The 17,100-nt window shown below is 54.8% G+C and carries 17 protein-coding genes and 1 pseudogene; 7 read left to right on the top strand and 11 right to left on the bottom strand.

Annotated elements, in window-relative coordinates; genetic code table 11:
- Positions 1–3: 3 nt before the first annotated feature.
- From cysT to AC6ROY_RS10610, 8 genes and pseudogenes are all read right to left on the bottom strand, one after another.
- A complete protein-coding gene (gene cysT, locus AC6ROY_RS10645) occupies positions 4–840 on the bottom strand; it encodes a sulfate ABC transporter permease subunit CysT (RefSeq protein WP_500100332.1) in 837 nt (278 codons plus the stop codon).
- A 20-nt stretch (positions 841–860) separates the two neighbouring features.
- Positions 861–1,967: a sulfate ABC transporter substrate-binding protein gene (locus AC6ROY_RS10640; RefSeq protein ID WP_500100330.1), complete on the bottom strand. Its 1,107-nt coding sequence runs from the start codon at positions 1,965–1,967 to the stop codon at positions 861–863.
- 234 nt (positions 1,968–2,201) lie between these two features.
- Positions 2,202–2,453, bottom strand: coding sequence for a DUF2164 domain-containing protein (locus AC6ROY_RS10635; protein ID WP_500100437.1), 252 nt, complete (start codon positions 2,451–2,453; stop codon positions 2,202–2,204).
- Between the two features lie 75 nt (positions 2,454–2,528).
- A complete protein-coding gene (locus tag AC6ROY_RS10630; protein ID WP_500100435.1) occupies positions 2,529–2,942 on the bottom strand; it encodes a Fur family transcriptional regulator in 414 nt (137 codons plus the stop codon).
- Positions 2,943–3,256: 314 nt separating this feature from the next.
- Entirely contained in the window at positions 3,257–4,366 is a 1,110-nt protein-coding gene (locus AC6ROY_RS10625) for an RNA-guided endonuclease InsQ/TnpB family protein (protein ID WP_500100329.1), read from the bottom strand.
- Positions 4,344–4,451 (bottom strand): annotated as a pseudogene (locus AC6ROY_RS10620) (IS607 family transposase); the annotation flags it as partial. The gene AC6ROY_RS10625 and the pseudogene AC6ROY_RS10620, both read right to left, overlap by 23 nt.
- 60 nt (positions 4,452–4,511) lie before the next feature.
- On the bottom strand, positions 4,512–4,652 hold the full coding sequence (locus tag AC6ROY_RS10615; RefSeq protein ID WP_500100433.1) for a MerR family transcriptional regulator: 141 nt from the start codon (positions 4,650–4,652) through the stop codon (positions 4,512–4,514).
- Positions 4,653–4,850: 198 nt separating this feature from the next.
- The gene (locus tag AC6ROY_RS10610) at positions 4,851–6,068 is read right to left on the bottom strand and encodes a CobW family GTP-binding protein (RefSeq protein WP_500100327.1); all 1,218 of its coding nucleotides are present in this window, start codon (positions 6,066–6,068) and stop codon (positions 4,851–4,853) included.
- A 100-nt stretch (positions 6,069–6,168) separates the two neighbouring features.
- Here AC6ROY_RS10610 and AC6ROY_RS10605 point away from each other — a divergent pair, with 100 nt between their 5' ends.
- Together AC6ROY_RS10605 and trhA are read left to right on the top strand one after the other, a co-directional pair.
- Positions 6,169–7,674 carry an N-acyl-D-glucosamine 2-epimerase gene (locus AC6ROY_RS10605; protein WP_500100326.1) on the top strand — a complete coding sequence of 502 codons (1,506 nt, stop codon included), beginning with the start codon at positions 6,169–6,171 and terminating at the stop codon, positions 7,672–7,674.
- Positions 7,675–7,731: 57 nt separating this feature from the next.
- Positions 7,732–8,367 (top strand): PAQR family membrane homeostasis protein TrhA, encoded by a 636-nt coding sequence (gene trhA, locus AC6ROY_RS10600; RefSeq protein WP_500100325.1) that lies wholly within the window; start codon positions 7,732–7,734, stop codon positions 8,365–8,367.
- A 208-nt stretch (positions 8,368–8,575) separates the two neighbouring features.
- Here the strand turns inward: trhA and AC6ROY_RS10595 are convergent, their stop codons facing one another.
- The 3 genes from AC6ROY_RS10595 to AC6ROY_RS10585 all read right to left on the bottom strand — a co-directional run bounded on the left by AC6ROY_RS10595 (position 8,576) and on the right by AC6ROY_RS10585 (position 12,274).
- Complete coding sequence (locus AC6ROY_RS10595; RefSeq protein ID WP_500100323.1) at positions 8,576–9,199, bottom strand: acetate uptake transporter; 624 nt, start codon at positions 9,197–9,199, stop codon at positions 8,576–8,578.
- 200 nt (positions 9,200–9,399) lie between these two features.
- The gene (locus AC6ROY_RS10590; protein ID WP_500100321.1) at positions 9,400–9,807 is read right to left on the bottom strand and encodes a DUF4395 domain-containing protein; all 408 of its coding nucleotides are present in this window, start codon (positions 9,805–9,807) and stop codon (positions 9,400–9,402) included.
- A 16-nt stretch (positions 9,808–9,823) separates the two neighbouring features.
- Complete coding sequence (locus AC6ROY_RS10585) at positions 9,824–12,274, bottom strand: DNA topoisomerase 3 (protein WP_500100320.1); 2,451 nt, start codon at positions 12,272–12,274, stop codon at positions 9,824–9,826.
- Positions 12,275–12,556: 282 nt separating this feature from the next.
- Here AC6ROY_RS10585 and AC6ROY_RS10580 point away from each other — a divergent pair, with 282 nt between their 5' ends.
- From AC6ROY_RS10580 to AC6ROY_RS10560, 5 genes are all read left to right on the top strand, one after another.
- Positions 12,557–13,105 carry a glutathione peroxidase gene (locus AC6ROY_RS10580; protein WP_500100319.1) on the top strand — a complete coding sequence of 183 codons (549 nt, stop codon included), beginning with the start codon at positions 12,557–12,559 and terminating at the stop codon, positions 13,103–13,105.
- Between the two features lie 128 nt (positions 13,106–13,233).
- Positions 13,234–14,400, top strand: coding sequence for a hypothetical protein (locus AC6ROY_RS10575; protein WP_500100318.1), 1,167 nt, complete (start codon positions 13,234–13,236; stop codon positions 14,398–14,400).
- A 268-nt stretch (positions 14,401–14,668) separates the two neighbouring features.
- Positions 14,669–15,286 (top strand): sigma-70 family RNA polymerase sigma factor, encoded by a 618-nt coding sequence (locus AC6ROY_RS10570; RefSeq protein ID WP_500100317.1) that lies wholly within the window; start codon positions 14,669–14,671, stop codon positions 15,284–15,286.
- 75 nt (positions 15,287–15,361) lie between these two features.
- Complete coding sequence (locus AC6ROY_RS10565; RefSeq protein ID WP_500100315.1) at positions 15,362–15,763, top strand: anti-sigma factor; 402 nt, start codon at positions 15,362–15,364, stop codon at positions 15,761–15,763.
- A 172-nt stretch (positions 15,764–15,935) separates the two neighbouring features.
- Positions 15,936–17,039 carry a low temperature requirement protein A gene (locus AC6ROY_RS10560; RefSeq protein WP_500100314.1) on the top strand — a complete coding sequence of 368 codons (1,104 nt, stop codon included), beginning with the start codon at positions 15,936–15,938 and terminating at the stop codon, positions 17,037–17,039.
- The last annotated feature ends 61 nt before the right edge of the window (positions 17,040–17,100 follow it).

Below are 17,100 nucleotides of genomic sequence, written 5' to 3'. Positions count from 1 at the left end.
GACCTACACGGCCGTAAAGCGGCGGTTGACCCGCCATTGGATCAGATTGATAATCAACAGCGTCATGAAGGAGATCAGCAGCATGACCAGCGCAATTGCCGTTGCTCCAGCGTAATTGTACTGCTCCAGCTTCGTCATGATCAGCAGCGGTGCGATCTCCGTTTTCATCGGCATATTCCCGGCAATAAAGACGACTGAGCCGTATTCGCCTACCCCGCGGGCAAAGGCCAGTGTGAAGCCAGTCAGCAGCGCGGGCAGCAGCGCCGGGAAAATAATGCTGCGGAAGGTGCGCCAGCGGTTCGCTCCGAGGCTTACCGCCGCTTCCTCCACATCTTTCTCCAGTTCCTCAATCACGGGCTGCAGCGTGCGTACGACAAACGGAATGCCGATAAACGTTAAGGCTAGTGTAATGCCAAGTGGCGTAAACACAATTTTGATGCCGTACGGCTCCAGCAGCTTGCCGACCCAGCCGTTCTGGGAATAAATCGTCGTCAACGCGATCCCGGCGACGGCTGTCGGCAGCGCAAACGGCAAATCCACCAGCGCGTCGACAACCTTTTTGCCCGGAAACGTATAGCGGACCAGCACCCAGGCTACGATAAAGCCAAACACGGCGTTAACGAGGGCGGCGGCGAACGCGGTGCCGAAGCTGATTTTCAGCGAAGCGATCACACGTTCATCCGACACCGTCGTCCAGAAAGCAGTCCAGCCCATGCCGGACGTGGTGATAAAAATAGCGGATAGCGGGAACAGCACGATCAGGCTCAAGTACAAAACAGTAAACCCCATCGACAGCCCGAATCCGGGTAAAATACTGCGCTCCTTCCAAGCTTTACGCATACCGGCGGTCTCTCCCCAAGTTATGGTTTGTAAATCTTGTCGAAGGTTCCTCCATCGCTGAAGTGGGTCTTCTGTGCTTTGGTCCAGCCGCCGAACGGCTCATCGTTAATTGTAAACAGATTGACCTTGGCAAACTGGTTTTCATATTTTTTCGCCACCGCTTCGAGACGCGGACGGTAGTAGTTTTTCGCAGCGATTTCCTGGCCTTCCTCCGAGTACAAATATTCCAGATACGCCTGCGCAACCTCACGCGTGCCCTTTTTGTCGACGACCTTGTCAACGATTGCCACCGGCGGCTCCGCCAGCACGCTGATCGACGGGGTTACGATATCAAATTTGTCCTTGCCAAACTCGTTGATGGACAAGTAGGCTTCATTTTCCCAAGCCAGCAGCACGTCGCCAATTCCTTTTTGAACAAAGGTGTTGGTCGCATCACGCGCGCCGGAATCAAGCACCGGCACATTTTTGAACAGCTTCTGCATGAATTCCAGCACCTTGGCCTCATCCTTGTTGTTCTTCTGGTAGGAATAACCCCAGGCTGCCAAGTAGTTCCAGCGGGCGCCGCCCGACGTTTTCGGGTTCGGCGTAATCACTTGAACGCCCGGCTTGATCAGATCGTCCCAGTCCTTGATCCCCTTCGGATTGCCCTTTTTGACAAGAAACACAATCGTCGAGGTGTACGGGGTGCTGTTATCCTTCAGCTTGCTTTGCCAGCCTTCATTGATATAGCCGGCATCCTTGATCGCATCAATATCGTAAGCGAGCGCCAGCGTCGTCACATCGGCCGCCAGACCGTCAATGACCGAGCGTCCCTGCTTGCCGGAGCCGCCATGAGATTGCTTGATTGTGACGTCCTGGCCGGTTTTATTTTTCCAGTAGGCTGCAAATGCTTTATTATAGCTCACGTACAATTCACGTGTCGGATCATAGCTGACGTTCAGCAGCTCTACAGCCGGCTTGGCCGCTGTCGCTGTCTTCGATGCGTCGGCCGGCGCAGCAGCCCCGCCCGCAGCTCCCTGCTTCGTTCCGCCGCCGCAAGCCGTCAAGCCTGCAAGCGATAAGACAAGTGCGCCATATAAGGACCATTTACCGAAAGACCGAAATACGCTAGGTTGTACAGTTGACATAAGATTCTCTCTCCCCTTTTACATCACTCTCATAAGTACAACGGATAAGCGTTCCGGTCGTCCGGTAACTATCTTATAATTCCGATAAACTTACTTTGTTATTGGTATATTAGCATCGCTGATTTCGTCCTGTCAATCGTTTTTTGGAAACAATTGCGGACAACGAACAAAAAAACCTGCATGCGCCGCCAAAGCGGTACATACAGGTTAAGCGTACAAACAAACCGAAACAGGTTATCTGGCGGCAGGCGGCCGCTTCTCCAGCGCGTGCAAATCCTCCTCCAGCGACACCATTCGTTCGCTGACCAGCTTGGCTGCATCGGCCAACGCCTGGTTGTAGAGGACAGGGCCAAGCTCCCGAATCATATAATCCAAACAAAGCTCGGCAGCCAGCTCGCCGATTTCCTCGTCCCGCTCCTGCAGAAAATAAGCTTGCACACGCGCAATGAGCTGCTCTTTCTGGTCTCTCGGCAGTTTGACAATCATCACCTCCATCAGCTCCAGCTCTTAAAATCATTCATAGACGATCCCGAACCGAACGCCCGACTGTCTGTACGAACCTCAGTCCGCTTCCACAGCTCCCGCCGTTCCGGCTGGGCTGCACGCTTCACAGTATCCGAGAATATCGAACCGGTGATTGACGATCCGGAAATCCTGAGGCACCGTAGACATATGCTTCATCGGACAAAATTCGAAGGGGATCGTCTTCTCACAGCTCAGACAGATCAGGTGATGGTGGTGGTGAGACCGGCAGCGGGCGCGGAATTTCAACCCGTCATTCAAATAAATTTGCTCCAGCACGCCCATCTCGCTAAGCAGGCGCAAATTGCGGTACACCGTATCAAAGCTGACGCCCGGGTAGGACATCCGCATATACTCATAGACATCCTTCGGGGACAAATACCCCGTTGATTCGGCGAACAGCGCCGCCAAGCTTTTGCGCTGATCTGTAATCCGCCAGCCCTTGGCAGACATCGCGGCGATAATTTCACGGATCAGCTCCTGCACATCCTGCCCGTGATCATGCTCATGGCTGTGATCATCGGGGCGGTCATACTGATGACTGTGATCGTGGCGGTGACCCTCTTCGTGTCCATGTCCATGCTTATGCTCGTGTGTATCCATAGCGACCGTTGCCAAAAGATCGTAAACCTCTACCCAATCTGTTGTTTGCTTCCTGTTTCGTCGTGTCTGCTTTTGCCGAAGCTACTCGCATTTGGTGTAACACTCCGCAGGCGTAAATTCGGATGCAACGACTCCTACACATTAGCGTTTGCTTGGTTGTGCGGTTACGCTAATTTTGAAAGGTTGATAGCCGCGTTTAGATCGCGGTCTATGCTCAGTCCACATTCACACTCATAGGTACGGTCTGAAAGTTTCAGGTCTGATTTCATCTGTCCGCAGCTTGAGCAAAGCTTCGATGACGGAAACCACCGATCTGCTTCAACAAAGCGTATCCCGTATTTCTCGCATTTGTATTGCATCTGGCGTTTGAACTCACCGAGTTTCTGTTGGGCAATCGCTTTGGACACGTGTGCGTTCTTCATCATACCTTTGACATTCAGAGTCTCCATGACAACGGCGCTCGGCTTGGTTTTCGCGATCGCGCTTGTTTCCTGATGAAGGTGGTTGGTTCGCAGGTTCGTCAATCTCCGATGCAGCAAACGAATCGATTGTTCAAGCTTCACAATGTTGCTTGTTTTGACAAAACGGTTTCCCTCCTTGTTCATTTCGTATTTACGAGAAACGCGGCGTTGCAACCTACGCAATCGCTTCTCGGCTTTCTTAACTGTCGTTGTCTTGTTGATGTTCTTCACTCGATTCCCAGTGGACAACACAGCCAATTCCTTAATCCCAACGTCAATTCCAATTTTCTCATCCGTCAGGTTGTCTACGGATGGTTCCTGATCAACTCCCACAGACATGTACCAATACTTTCCGTCAAAGCTGATCCGGGGGTTCGTGTACTTGGCTGAAACAGGCAAACGCTCTGTTGTCTTCACCCACCCGACTTTTTCAATCCGAACCATATCGCCGTTCACTTTCAGTTTGTCCGTATCGTGGTAGAACGCTGGCTTTGACTTTTTCCTGCTTTTGAAACGTGGTTTGGCTGCCAAACCCTTAAAAAGCTTCTTGTACGCGTCACAGGCATCCTTAATGGCCTGTTTGGTGATGTTGTTCGATACGTCAAACAGCCATTTCAGCTCATCGGATTGTTTGAGCTTTGTGAGTTCCTTGCGAAGCACGCCGTCCGAAATAAACGTTCCGCCCGTTTTGTGATTTTCTTCTTGTCGTGCCAATGTCCAATTGTAGGCCCAACGCGCAATCCCCGCCGACTTCCAGAGCTGCCGTTCCTGATCTGGTGTAGGCTTGATCCTAACTTTCGTCGCCAGGATCATCAGCCATCAACTCCTTCATCCTCTTCTTAGCTTGGTTTGCGCGTTTGCCTTGCAAGCGACAACTATACACAGTCACCATCTGAATCGCTTGTGACTGGATACACGGCAGTAACCGATTGTCATGCGTTCCCGATCAACGGTCGGCTTACGTATGTAGGTCTTCATCCGTGTAGTAGCGGTATCCATTATCCTTCGTAAGTGCAGGAACAAACTTCCCTGACTCATGCCCTAAGCGCAACGTCTTAGGCGCGACACCTATCAGCTTAGCAAATTTACCTAGTAGAATACATGTTGTTCTCCTATATCATAATTAGAGATATGTTAAAAAATGTATATAGTTAATTGTTACTGTTTACCGCCTCTTCTCTAAGCTATCGTTACCGCCTCTCTTCTAATAATGCCTGAACGGGACGCGGTCCGTCAAGGCGCTGCAGCCTTCCCGGTCTTCCCGGAGCGCGATCACAGCAGGCGAGAAACGTGAAGCTTAGCGCAGCTCCGGTTTGGTCGCAGCCGCTCCGGACAACTCAACCGCCGCCTCTGCCGCTTCCTCCAGCGCAGTCAGTTCGGCGGCAAGCCCGGATTTATCAAAGTGCTCGCCGATAAACACCGCTACATTCGGCACCTCGGTTTTCGGCGTAATTTTCAGAAAATCCAGCTCGCGGTACGCATATTGAAACATAAACAGGCTGGCCGTATCGGTAAATCGCAAAATACCCTTCGCCCGGAATATGTCAGCAGGCAGCCGGCCGATCAGCGCCTCAAATTGCTCGCTGTCCACCGGGCCCCGGAAATAATGCGTGTACGCCATCACGTGCTCATGCGACTCATGCGGCGCGCTGTGCGGGTGAGGCGATCCAGATCCATGTCCATGAACGGCGCAGGAGGCGTCCTGCTCGTGCTTGTGGGCGCTATAGTGCGCCGTGCTGTCGGACGGGTCGCTGCGCTCGCCCTCCGGCGCGCTGTGAGCGGCGCAGGAGCAGGACGCGGGCGACGGCTTCACTTCCGCCCGCGGCACGGAGCCCTTGTCCAGAGTGTCAAACCACGTAAAGTCGATTTCACTGCGGATCGTCAGCTGCATCGGAGCATGAGGGTTTAGCTCGCGGATTTTCGCTTCCAGCCCCGGCCATTCCGTCGGCGGCACGAGATCGGTTTTATTCAGCAGCAGCAGCGTTGCACAGCGGATCTGATCGGCCATCAGCCGATACGTCCGGGAGCGCGGCGACACCGATTTTTCGGCGAATTGGGCGGCATCGACAACCGTGATAACGGACGCCAGCTTCACATGCGTCAGCAAGGAGGCATCTGTTACACCGTCAAGCATTTCCAGCGGATTGGCGGCTCCCGTCGATTCGACGAAAATCACATCAGGCTGATGCTCGTCAATCAGCTGCTTCAGCTCCATGCCAAGATCGCCGCGCACAGTGCAGCAAATGCAGCCTCCGAGCATCTCGGTCATCGGCACGTCCGCTCCAAGCAGCATGCCGTCGAGGTTGACTTCGCCCAGTTCGTTCATCAGCACCGCAGGCGTCCGGCCGCTCAGCTTGTAATAATCGAGCGCCCGCGTCAGCAGCGTTGTCTTGCCACTGCCGAGAAAGCCGCTTAATATATGCACAGGGACCGCATGCGGCGTTGGAGACGCAGCGCCCTTGGACGCAGATTGGGCAAGGATTTGTGATACAGCTTGTGTCGGGTGTGAATGCATGATGTCTTATCCCCTCTTTGTTTTTCTTCAAATTGTATGCCCGTGCGTCCAGAAAGTCAATTTTGAGTAATGATTACGATTTTCATAAAGGAGGCAGCCTATGCCAGCTTCTCAGCGTACGGAAGCAACCATTCAGATTGACCCTACGTTCGCTTATTATACGGACCGCAGCCCAGCCAGTATCGCCGCCGAGCTTGCCCAGGCAGGCTACAGCGCTGTCCGTTATTTCGTCACCGACGAGACGCGGGTGAACGGCCCGCTCGTTCATGCGCTCAGGGAGCAAGGTCTGGCGGTATGGGCGATGGTGCTTGGCAATGGCGCTTATACCGCGGCCCCGCTTCCGGCAGGCTGGGAGCGTTGGCAGATGGAGCTGCTCAAGCCGGTTCATGACGGCTACCTGCGGCTGTCCCTGTTTCATCCGGGGTATACGGCCTGGAAGAAGGCGGCGATGGCCCAACTCGTCCGTTCGCTTCCATTCACGGGAATCGAGGTGGCCGAATGCTACTTCCCGGAATGGAACGGCCTCGCCACAGGCGTATACGGAGATATCGGCCCGCAGGCGCAAGCGGCCTTCCGCTCCTTCGGCGGCGGGCAGCTGCCGGAATTTCGCCAAAGCAGTTCGCCGCGCTATTACAAAAAAGACACCGCGCGTTATGCGCTGTGGGTTGAGTGCCGGGTGGACGCGGTTAACCGGTTCGTCCATGAGCTGATTAACGGCGCCGGAGGCGTCAGAGACGCGCGCCCGGAGCTTCGCGTGGCGACCTGGTCGGTCGCCGTCGATGCAGGCGCGGACCCCGCGGCCGCTGTCCGCGAGCTGCAGGGGCTCGACGCGCCGGCGCTGATCCGGCTCGTACAGCCGGACACCCACGTGCTGCAGACGCACTGGCCGGACTGGATGCGCCTCCGCCTTCCTGCCGACTATGTGCGGCGCTATGACGTCTTTGCCGCTCCGATTCGCGCCGCCTTCCCGAAGCTGCCGCTTGGCGTGCAGACGGATATCGGCTCATTGCGGCGCATGCGGCGCAGCTCGGCCTGGATGAGCCGGTTTGCCGATGAAGCGCAGCGGCTTGGTTACTCGTTCTGGACCGCTTACGAATACAGCATCGGCCGCTGGATGTATGACGAGCCGCCCGTGCCCGTCCATGCCGTCCGGCTTGCGCCCGACCGGCTGCGTCTGGCGTTCAGCAAGCGCATTGATGAAGCGTCCGCCCGCAGCGCCGTGTATGCAGTTGGCGCGCAATCGGAAGCCTCTGCCCCGCTTCCCGTTGCTTCCGCCAATTGGGCGGAGGAGCAGCGGTCTGCTGCTCGGCCGCCAGCGGTGACTGTCGCTGCGGCTGTGGCGGCGAAAGCGGCAAGTCTGCTCGGCGGGCGGCAAGCGCGAGCGGGCTTGCGCGCCAAGCCGCTTCATGTACAGCCGCTTACCATTCAGCAGCTCCACGTCGACGGCCAATTGCTGGAGCTGCAAGCTGCCGACCTGCCCAACGGCGAGTTCAGCCTGGACATCGCCGGTATCCGCGACACGCCGGATCGCTGGCTGCTCCGGGGCATGAGGGCGCTGGAGACGCCACCCGGCACCTGTTTCCGTATCCCGGCTTTTAAGAATTGAACATTGGTTATTGGGAGGCAGACAAGGTATACTGGTAAGGAAAGGATGTGGACCGCTGTGAACGCCGCCTTATTGAAGCAAGAACGCGCCAATGCGATCAGTCATGGCATCGGTGCAGTGCTAAGTCTTGTCGCCCTTGTGCTGCTTGTTGTCCGCTCGGCCCTCCACGGCACCGTCTGGCATGTGGTCAGCTTTGCCATCTTCGGAACGTCGCTGCTGCTGCTTTATGTATGCTCCACCCTGCTGCACAGCGCGCGCCGGCCCCGCCTTATTCGCATCTTCGAGATTATGGATCATGCCGCGATTTATGTGCTCATTGCGGGAACGTACACACCGTTTCTGCTTGTCACGATCCGGGGCGCGCTCGGCTGGAGCTTGTTCGGTATCGTCTGGGGGCTTGCGTTGGCGGGCATCCTGTTAAAGCTGCTGTTTATCGGCCGCTTCAACGTGCTGTCCACCCTCTTTTATATCGCGATGGGCTGGATGATCCTGGTTGCCTTTCAGCCGCTCCAGCAGCATCTTCCGCAACCGGGCATCGCCTGGCTGATTGCGGGAGGCGTCCTGTACACGCTCGGCACCGTCTTTTATTTATGGAAGAAGCTGTTTTACCATCACGCGGTCTGGCATCTGTTTGTGCTCCTCGGCAGTATGTGCCACTTCGTGTCCGTTTACTTCTACGTGCTGTCCAATTAACTCGCCACCGTACCGCTGCTGCTCCCTTGGCTGATTCGATGAATCAGTCATCTTGGCGTCCCCTGCCATGCGGGGATACACATGGAAAAACCGTCTTGACGCGGATCGGCGCGCAAGACGGTTTAAATGGATCAGCTGTATGCGTTGAAATAAAGGCCAGCCGCCAGTTGGCAGCGGCAAGGAAGAAGCTTCCGGCCGACTGCTTGTCCTAAGCGCGAGGCTTAAATACGCCAAAAGGCCGGCCAACCGGCAACACAGCTTTGCCGAAATGGGTATTGAGCACCGCAGCCCCCGCTGCGTAGAGCGAAAGCAGCCCAATGGCCAGCTCCGCGATCGCCGCCAGCGTATGGAACAGCTTCGGCGCGATCCCGAAGGCATCAAAGGTCAAGCCCAGAAACAGCAGGTCGATCAGAACAAAAATCGAAAACAGCACTTTATGCGTTTCCATCGCCCCGACGGTCATAAACAGCGTAAAGATCAAATAACCGGCAAAAGCAAAGCCAAGCTGCTTGCCGTCCACTGCCCCGGCCAGCTCCGGGCCAAACACCCCCAGCTTGATCAGCCAGCCGCCTGCCATCGCAAGCCAGAAAAAGGCATACGCGCCAAACGCGGTCATGCCAAACGTATTATTATGCTTCGCATCCTGAATGGAGGCGAACAGTTGGGCGCACGCGCCCAGAAAGACGGCCCAAGGGATGACCAGGCCGAGCCCTTCGGTCAACCCGAGCTTTTGCGAGGAAGCAACCAGCGTAACGATAGCCAGACCGAATAACCCGAGTGCGCTCGGATCGGCTGTAACAACTTTGACATGGGTGTACGTATTCGTATGCATAGGTAACCTGAGCCTCCAGCATGCAGGGCTTCCCCCTGCCGAGTACATAATCCTTCTGCCGATGCCAGAATTCATACTATGCTACTGTACAGCAGTTCGCGCACCATGACTATGATAAATGATACATAAGCGCCGGGTTCACAATAAAGCCAGCTTTTCTAATCATGCCGAAGGGGCTGTCCTGCAGCCCGCGCTTTCGTCTAGCGGAACAGCCGCTTCCATTGGTAATACAGCACGCAGCCGACGCAATAACCCATGATGGCCGCTAACGCGGCCAATCCGACCAGCCCGGCCAGCACATAGCCGATCCAGCCATCACGATCCAGCGCAACCGCCAGCATGGACAAGGTCAGCAGGCCCACAGCAATCGCATTGTTGAATCGCTGCAGCTCGCGTGATTCGGTCATGGCTCCGGCTACCCGCTTTTTCAGCCAAGGGGCCGCCAGCTGGACAAACAAATTGACTTGCAGACCGCGCCATAACGTAATGCTCTGCACCGCCCAAAGCGCAGCAATCAGCGCCGGTTGACGCAGCAAAATCGCCGCCGCTACAAACAGCACGATGCCAACCTGATTGGCGCGCACAAACGGCACCGGTATTTCCTTCACGAACATCCCTCCCAGCTTATGTTCCCGCGCCACCCATCGGCTCAATTCCGAGCTCGCCGGTATTGCGGTTCAGCAGTACGATGCTGCCCTCCATCCAGCCGCCTCCGCTGTTTTTCAACCGCATGCGAGCCGTTTTCCCATGCCGGAGCAAATAGGCGACAGCCGTATCCGTCAATGAAGCGCCAAAGCTGTCCTTCCAAATGACAAACGCACAGCCTGATTTGTAGGCGCTGCATCCGTAACCGCGCTTGCCGCGAATGATCCGGCCTGAGCAGCCCGCACGCGGACAGGCGCCCAGCGGTGCATATCCCTCGATCCCAGCCGCTGTCTGCTGTGGCTGGGAGCTGGCCGCTTGCACGGGCACGGCGGCACTGCTCGCTTTCGCCGTGCTGCGCCGCTTCGTCGCTGCTTGTCCGCTCCCCGCCTCCGGGTCGGCCGCGGCGCCTGCTTTCGCCGTGCTGCGCCGCTTCGGCGCTGCTTGCCCGCCTCCCGTCTCCGGGTCGGCCGCGGCGCCTGCTTTCGCTGTGCTGCGCCGCTTTGCGGGCTGCTTTTTCTCCTGCCGAGCATCGCCCTCCGTGCCGAAGGCTTGCTTTTCCGCCGGCTGCTGGGCGCGTACTTTGTCCACGATCGACACCGTAAATCGCTTGACGTTTTGCATAAACGTCTCGTCTGACGCCGCGCCGCGCGCGATTTCGTTCAAACGCCGCTCCCATTGGCCTGTCATCTCCGGCGAGGTGAGCAGTTCGACGCCTGCGCCGCGAATCAGCTCAACGGCCATCCGCCCCTTGAGCGTAATTTCAATCCGCTTGCCCTGCATGACGACGTAGCCGACCTGCTTGAGCCGCTCGATGACCGATGCGCGCGTCGCAGGCGTGCCAAGACCGGAATCCTTCATCGCGTCGCGCAGCTCCTCGTCTTCGATTTGCTTGCCCGCGCTTTCCATCGCCTTCAATAACGTACCCTCGGTATACGCCTTCGGCGGCTTTGTTTCCTTTTCCTTGGCCGCAGACTTGCGGCATAACACGCCGGAAGCGGCATCCAGCTTAAAAGCCAACGTCGTCTCTTCCTCTGCCGGCTCGTTGTCGTCCTCGTGCTCGCCCGTTTTTTTCCCGCCACGGGAGGTCGGCTTCGCGTCCTTCGCGCCTTCCTTCTGGTTTTCCTTCGCGTCGCCGGCATATACAATCTTCCAGCCAGGCGACAGCTCCTGCTTCACGATGCTTTTAAACGTTTGGTCCTCGCACACCGTCAGCACCGTATGAACTTTATACAACGCAGGCGGAAAAAAATGCGCCAAAAACCGTTTGACGATCAAATCGTACAGCTTCTTCTCGTCGGGAGCAAGCGCGCCCGGCATCTTGTGCGTCGGTAAAATCGCGTGGTGATCCTCGACCTTCGACGGGTTGCACACGGCCCGGTTTCCGGTATGCACCAGCTGCTTGTTCGCTTGTCCGGCAAGCGCCGCGTATCCGGTCTGCTTGAGCTTCTCCAGCGTGCGATGCATGTCCGGCACATTTTGCTCCGTCACATAGTTGGAATTCGTTCTCGGATAGCTGATCGCCTTGTGCTTTTCATACAGCGCCTGAGCGACATCGAGCGTCTTCTTGGCGGAAAAGCCAAATTTCGCGTTCGCCTCCCGCTGCAGCAGCGTCAGATCATACAGCTTAAACGGATACTCCTTCGTATCCTTAATATCATAGCTGGCGATCCGGCCCGGCTTGCCCTTTACCTTCGCCGCCAGCGCCTCGGCCTTCTCCTTGTCGGTCAGCCGCTCGCCTTGCCACAAACCTCGGTACTCCGTCTGCTCCTGGGCAAACGACGCCTCCACCTCATAATATTTACTCGATTTGAAGGCTTCTATTTCCTTCTGCCGGTCATGCAAAATAGCCAGCACAGGGGTCTGCACCCGCCCAACCGACAGCAGCTCCCGGTGCTTCGTCGTGAAGGCGCGGGACCCGTTCATGCCGATCAGCCAATCCGCCTCGCTGCGGGCGCGCGCCGCCCGTGTCAGCGGATCGAAATCTGCGCCGGGACGCAGCTCGCCGAAGCCTTTGCGGATCGTTTCCGGCGTCAAATCCGATATCCACAGCCGTTTGACCGGCTGCTTCAGCCGAAGATGGCGCTGGATCAGTGAAAAAATATGCTGCCCCTCGCGCCCGGCGTCGCAGGCGTTAACCAGGCTGTCGCAGCGTTGGGCCAGCTCCTTGATAACCTTGAGCTGATCCCGCGTACGCGGGTTCGGAACAAGCTTGAACGTATCCGGAATGATCGGCAGGTCCTGAATATTCCACTTCTTATATTTATCATCATAAGCATCCGGCTCGGCCAGACCAAGCAAATGCCCAATCGCCCAAGTAATAATATAACGCTCGCCTTCCAGATAGGTGCGGTTGTTTTTAGCTTTCGGTTCGATTGCAGCCGCGATATTCCGCCCCATATCAGGCTTCTCGGCAATAATCAACGTCTTCATCAGTCAATCGCTCCTTCATCGGTCTATCCCCACGCCAGACAGGCCGCCAAAATCGCAGACAAAAAAGGCCCAAGATGCGAATGCTCTGGGCCATAAATGGACACTGTCAGATGTACACGTATTATAGCATTTGCCATCCGGTCTGTAAATAATGCGGTTGCGCTGACCGCGCAAGCCTGCGCAGTCTTCCACTCCGCAGCTTCATGGCCTATAATGAATTACCATAGACCGCTCGCTGCGGCAGGCTTGACCCACTTAAAAATGCGAGGTGCCAACTTACTCATGACAACGATCTACGATTTTACGGTTACAAAGCCCGGCGGCGTACGCTTTCCGCTCTATCAATACGAAGGCAAGCCGGTTTTGATCGTCAACACGGCAAGCAAATGCAAATATACCCACCAATTTGACGATCTGCAGAAGCTGTATGACCAGTACAAGGACCAGGGGCTGCAGATCATCGGCTTTCCCTGCAATCAATTTGCGGAGCAGGAGCCTGGATCGAGCGAAGAGGCCGCGTCATTTTGCCAGATTAATTATGGGGTCAAATTCCCGATGTTCGCCAAAATCGACGTAAACGGCAATGACGCCCATCCGCTGTACGATTTTTTGAAAAAGTCGGGCCCGTTTGGCGGATTCGACGAATCCAACATTCAGGCGAAGCTGTTGAAGCTGATGATTACCGATAAAACGCCGGAATGGCTGCATGGGGATTCCATTAAGTGGAACTTCACGAAATTCCTTATTGACGCCGAAGGGCATGTGGTCAAACGGTTTGAGCCGATTGCATCAATGGATGATATCCAGTCCAGCATTGAACAGCTCCTGTAGCCCGATCTCCGAAGGAACAGAACCTTCATCTCCACTTTAGGTGTGGATTTGAGGGTTCTTTTGGCCATTTACGAGAAAATTTTCAAGCTATCAAACCGTTCGTGTCGCCGGAGAAGGGCAGGGTGTGAATGACGCGTATTTGGCCAAACGCAGCACGCGTATGCAAGCCGCCATTATCTCCCTTCGCCTGCAAGGAAAGCTGGAGGAGGCAATCGCCTATCGAGGCGGCCGTCAGGTTTGCTGACGCTGACCTTGTACAAGAAAATAACCAGTCGATTTTAACTTATTTGAAGGACCACCCTGAGGCGGGATGGTCAGGGACAAGTGATGATAAATTTGATCCGCTTGCCCTCATCAGCTCTCAACAATTGTATAAAGTCATGCTGGAAGCAAAGGGCTATCGCGCAGGAACAGATTTCCAGTATGCCCACACCGAAGCATTCGCTGCCGGTAAAGGTCTCTCTTTAATTGCCGGGAACACGCTGCTGACAAATCAACATATTGCGACTGCCTTGGTAGAAGCTCTGTCGGGCACAACGGCGCAGGGGCATTCGTTATTGGACAGGCTGCGGTCGAGCGGAGTAATCCAGGCGGACGCCTTACGAAACAGCCACCGGATCGACGTACGGACTAATGACAAGCTAGGCATGTATTTCACCGATGAACAGGGCCGCGCTGTGTATGTGTTTACCAAGGATATTCCAGACCCAAACTCGTGCACGGGCGTCTGTCTGGAGCATTGGCCCGTGTTTGCTTCCGAAAGCTTGATCATTCCTCCTGCGCTTGAAGCATCCGCCTTTACATTGTTGAGTCGCGAAGACGGAAAACAGCAATGGATGTACAAGGGACATCCGTTGTATTCCTTTAGCCAGGATAAGATGTTCGGCGATGTGAACGGGGAGGCTGTTGCAAACGCGTGGTTTGTAGCAAAGCCGGATTATTCCGTGATGATCGGAACGGATAAGCAGTTAGGTGATTATTTGACAACTACGGCTGGACAAACGTTGTATTATTTTGATAAAGATATCCCCGGCAAGAGTGTCTGTGAAAACCAGTGCCTTGCCAATTGGCCGGCATTCAGCATGGAGGAAGGAAGCGTTCCCTCCACTTTGTCCAAAGAGAGCTTTGGCTCTATCAAGCGTTCGGACGGAAGCAATCAGACGACGTATAAAGGATATCCATTGTATACGTTCATTGGCGATAAATCTGCCGGAGACCTAAACGGCCACAAGCTGAACAATGTCTGGTTCGTCGTGAACCCAGCTACCTTCTCCGGTTCAACGGCCGGAAAGTGAGCGATAGCCGAGCGTTCTTGAAGGCCAAACTATTGGAAAGCGAGTGAAGCCTTGCCCCGTACGGATAAAAAGCTGTCTGCCACGGAGCGTGAAACAAGTGATTAAGATCATTTCTAGCTAGACTCCATGTGCAGTTTTTCGACGAATGTATTTTATGGGAGATCTGGGGGGCTTTTCGGATGCAGAATCATTCCGATTATGAATTGATGCTGCTTGTCAAACAAAAAAACAGGAAGCATTCTCCGAGCTTTATGATCGGTATGCCACCTTGATCTATTCGTTTGCTTGGCGATCGCTTAAAAATGAAGAGGCCGTACGCGAGGTTGTGCAATCTGTCTTTGTACGAATTTGGACAACCGAATCCGACTATGATCCCGACAAAGGTCAGTTCAAAAGCTGGGTGTTAACCATTACCCGCAATGTATCGACCGATTGGCTGCGTCAACAACGCCGGCAGGTCACGAGTCTCGTTTCTTATCTCCCCGAGAAGCTGGAGCAAGTCGCTGATCCCAAGGAAGCTTCGCCTGAAAATCATTTGGAGAAGCATCTGCTGAAGGATCAAATCAAGGGGATGAGCCGTTATTTGTCCGATCAGCAAATTGAGCTGCTTGAGCATTTTTATTGGCAAGGATACAGCCTGATGCAGCACAATTGCCCTTGTGAATTCATCATCGAGTATGTGTCCGGAGCTTGCAGCAAAGAAGAACAGGACATTTTTGAACGACACCTCGCCACCTGTGAAGCATGTCAGATCGAGCTTGAAGAGCTACATTTAGTCTGGGAGACGATTCCTTTGAGCATGGAGCAAGTCGAATTGCCGGTGGATTTAAAACAACAGGTTATGAATGCCGCATTTGCGACCGAGACCTCCCCTAAAGCAAATTAACGATTTGCCGGATGGCCTGTTAAAACTGTTGCGGCTTCCTTCTTTATTCTTTTCATCGCCAGCTTATTGGGAAATGTGCTTTTAGTTCAAGAGCGGTCCAGGCCTCCCATGACTATAGAGCATGCTCTGAGCCTGCCAGCCTCCCAAGTAAAACAGGCGGTGCGCCTCGAAGCCATGAACAAAAGCAGCGGGTATGGAGTGGCGTGTATCGTCGAAAGCGGGTCCGCCAAGCAGTTTGTGGTCTATTTATTTAATACGCCGCCAACGACCGGCGACGAAGTTTATCAAGTCTGGTTGGAGCATGAGAATGGAAGTCAAAGCGCCGGCAGGATGAGAATTGACAATAAGCAGGGAATCGCTGTGCTGTCTGTCCCTTTGACAAATCAAACCTTACCATTAAACTCGATTAAAATCACCTTAGAACCGAACGCTGGGGGAGATCAGCCGAGAGGACCTCAGATGTTCCGAGCTAGTTAAACTGGTTTTAGCTATTTCCCCAATACATGAAGGGCTGTCTTTCCTGGTCATCTTGCGGCCTGGAGGGCAGCCCTGTTTTTCTGTGTTGAAGCCGGTTCGAATTGCACGCAGACAGACGAGCGGAAAACCTGTACAATGAAGGCGGAGAATCGTTGGAGAAAGGAATGTACTTATGTCTGAACACGGCTTTGAAAAAAAGGTAACGTGGCTTGAGCTGTTTTACGATCTGCTATTTGTAGCAGCCGTTTCCAAAGCCACCCATGTCTTATTGCATCTGGAGCATGACGGTCATCTGTCGCTGCCTCAGCTCGGCACCTTCCTGCTGATTTTTGTCCCGATCTGGTGGGCCTGGGTCGGACAATCCGTCTACAACAACCGGTATGGCCGCGATTCGACGGTGCAGCGAGTATTTATGGCGCTGGAGCTGTTTTTCGTGCTCATTATGACCGCCAGTCTGGATGCCGATTTTGATGCGAATTATGCCCCCTTTTTAACCGGCTATATCGGCCTGCGCTGCTTGACCGCCATTCAGTATGCGCTAACTGCGCGAACCGAAACCGGCCATCGTCAAGATACGGCCCGGTTTTTCGGAACGTTCTTCTGGATTGGGATCGCAATTTCCGCCAGCTCCTTGCTGGCTGATTCATGGCTGCGTTATGCGATTTTGTACGCCGGGATTGCCGTCGATATTGCCGTGCCGCTGATCGGCCGCCGCAAGCTGATCGTCACTCCGCTTCATACGGCGCATGTGCTGGAGCGTTTTGCGCTGTTTACGCTTATTTTACTCGGGGAATCGCTGATCAGCATGCTGGCCATTCTCCAGACGGATCGGTTCACAGCTTCCTCCATCGTATTCGCCGCGCTGGCTTTTATGTTGGTCATCGCGATCTGGTGGCAATACTTCGAAAATGTCGAGAAACGGGTGGACAAGTCGAAGCAGACCGCAGGACAGACGATCATCTATGGGCATCTGTTTGTCTTTTTCTCGCTCAGCATGATCGCCGCCTCGATTCAGCTGTTGTATAAGGAGCAATTGCCATATACGCCGCTGCTCATCTTTACGTTTGCTTCGGTGCTGATTTACTTCCTGTCGGTGATGCTGGTGTTCCATCGCTACAAGTTCAGCCACTTCCGCACGAGTCGGCAAGTCGTTGTGTCCTTGACCGCGCTGCTTGCAGCCTTGTTTGTACTCGATTTGCTCGTCCAAGTGTCGCCAACCGTCATCCTGGCGGAAATCATGGTATTTTTCATCGTGTTCGCCCGGGCGACAGCTTGATCCGCGTTTCGGGAATCGCTCCCGAGCCGCCCATGCGCTCACGAAAAAGCCCCCGCCCAGT

Source organism: Paenibacillus sp. sg306046 (assembly GCF_059821225.1).
The sequence above is the reverse complement of the archived record's forward strand: the minus strand, read 5'-3'. Positions and strand labels throughout refer to the sequence as shown.

Bases quoted from the DNA above. Each gene is read 5' to 3' on its own strand.
- cysT (WP_500100332.1), bottom strand. From the start codon at position 840: ATGCGTAAAGCTTGGAAGGAGCGCAGTATTTTACCCGGATTCGGGCTG.
- AC6ROY_RS10640 (WP_500100330.1), bottom strand. From the start codon at position 1,967: ATGTCAACTGTACAACCTAGCGTATTTCGGTCTTTCGGTAAATGGTCC.
- AC6ROY_RS10635 (WP_500100437.1), bottom strand. From the start codon at position 2,453: ATGATTGTCAAACTGCCGAGAGACCAGAAAGAGCAGCTCATTGCGCGT.
- AC6ROY_RS10630 (WP_500100435.1), bottom strand. From the start codon at position 2,942: ATGTCTGCCAAGGGCTGGCGGATTACAGATCAGCGCAAAAGCTTGGCG.
- AC6ROY_RS10625 (WP_500100329.1), bottom strand. From the start codon at position 4,366: ATGATCCTGGCGACGAAAGTTAGGATCAAGCCTACACCAGATCAGGAA.
- AC6ROY_RS10610 (WP_500100327.1), bottom strand. From the start codon at position 6,068: ATGCATTCACACCCGACACAAGCTGTATCACAAATCCTTGCCCAATCT.
- AC6ROY_RS10605 (WP_500100326.1), top strand. From the start codon at position 6,169: ATGCCAGCTTCTCAGCGTACGGAAGCAACCATTCAGATTGACCCTACG.
- AC6ROY_RS10595 (WP_500100323.1), bottom strand. From the start codon at position 9,199: ATGCATACGAATACGTACACCCATGTCAAAGTTGTTACAGCCGATCCG.
- AC6ROY_RS10585 (WP_500100320.1), bottom strand. From the start codon at position 12,274: ATGAAGACGTTGATTATTGCCGAGAAGCCTGATATGGGGCGGAATATC.
- AC6ROY_RS10580 (WP_500100319.1), top strand. From the start codon at position 12,557: ATGACAACGATCTACGATTTTACGGTTACAAAGCCCGGCGGCGTACGC.
- AC6ROY_RS10575 (WP_500100318.1), top strand. From the start codon at position 13,234: ATGACGCGTATTTGGCCAAACGCAGCACGCGTATGCAAGCCGCCATTA.
- AC6ROY_RS10560 (WP_500100314.1), top strand. From the start codon at position 15,936: ATGTCTGAACACGGCTTTGAAAAAAAGGTAACGTGGCTTGAGCTGTTT.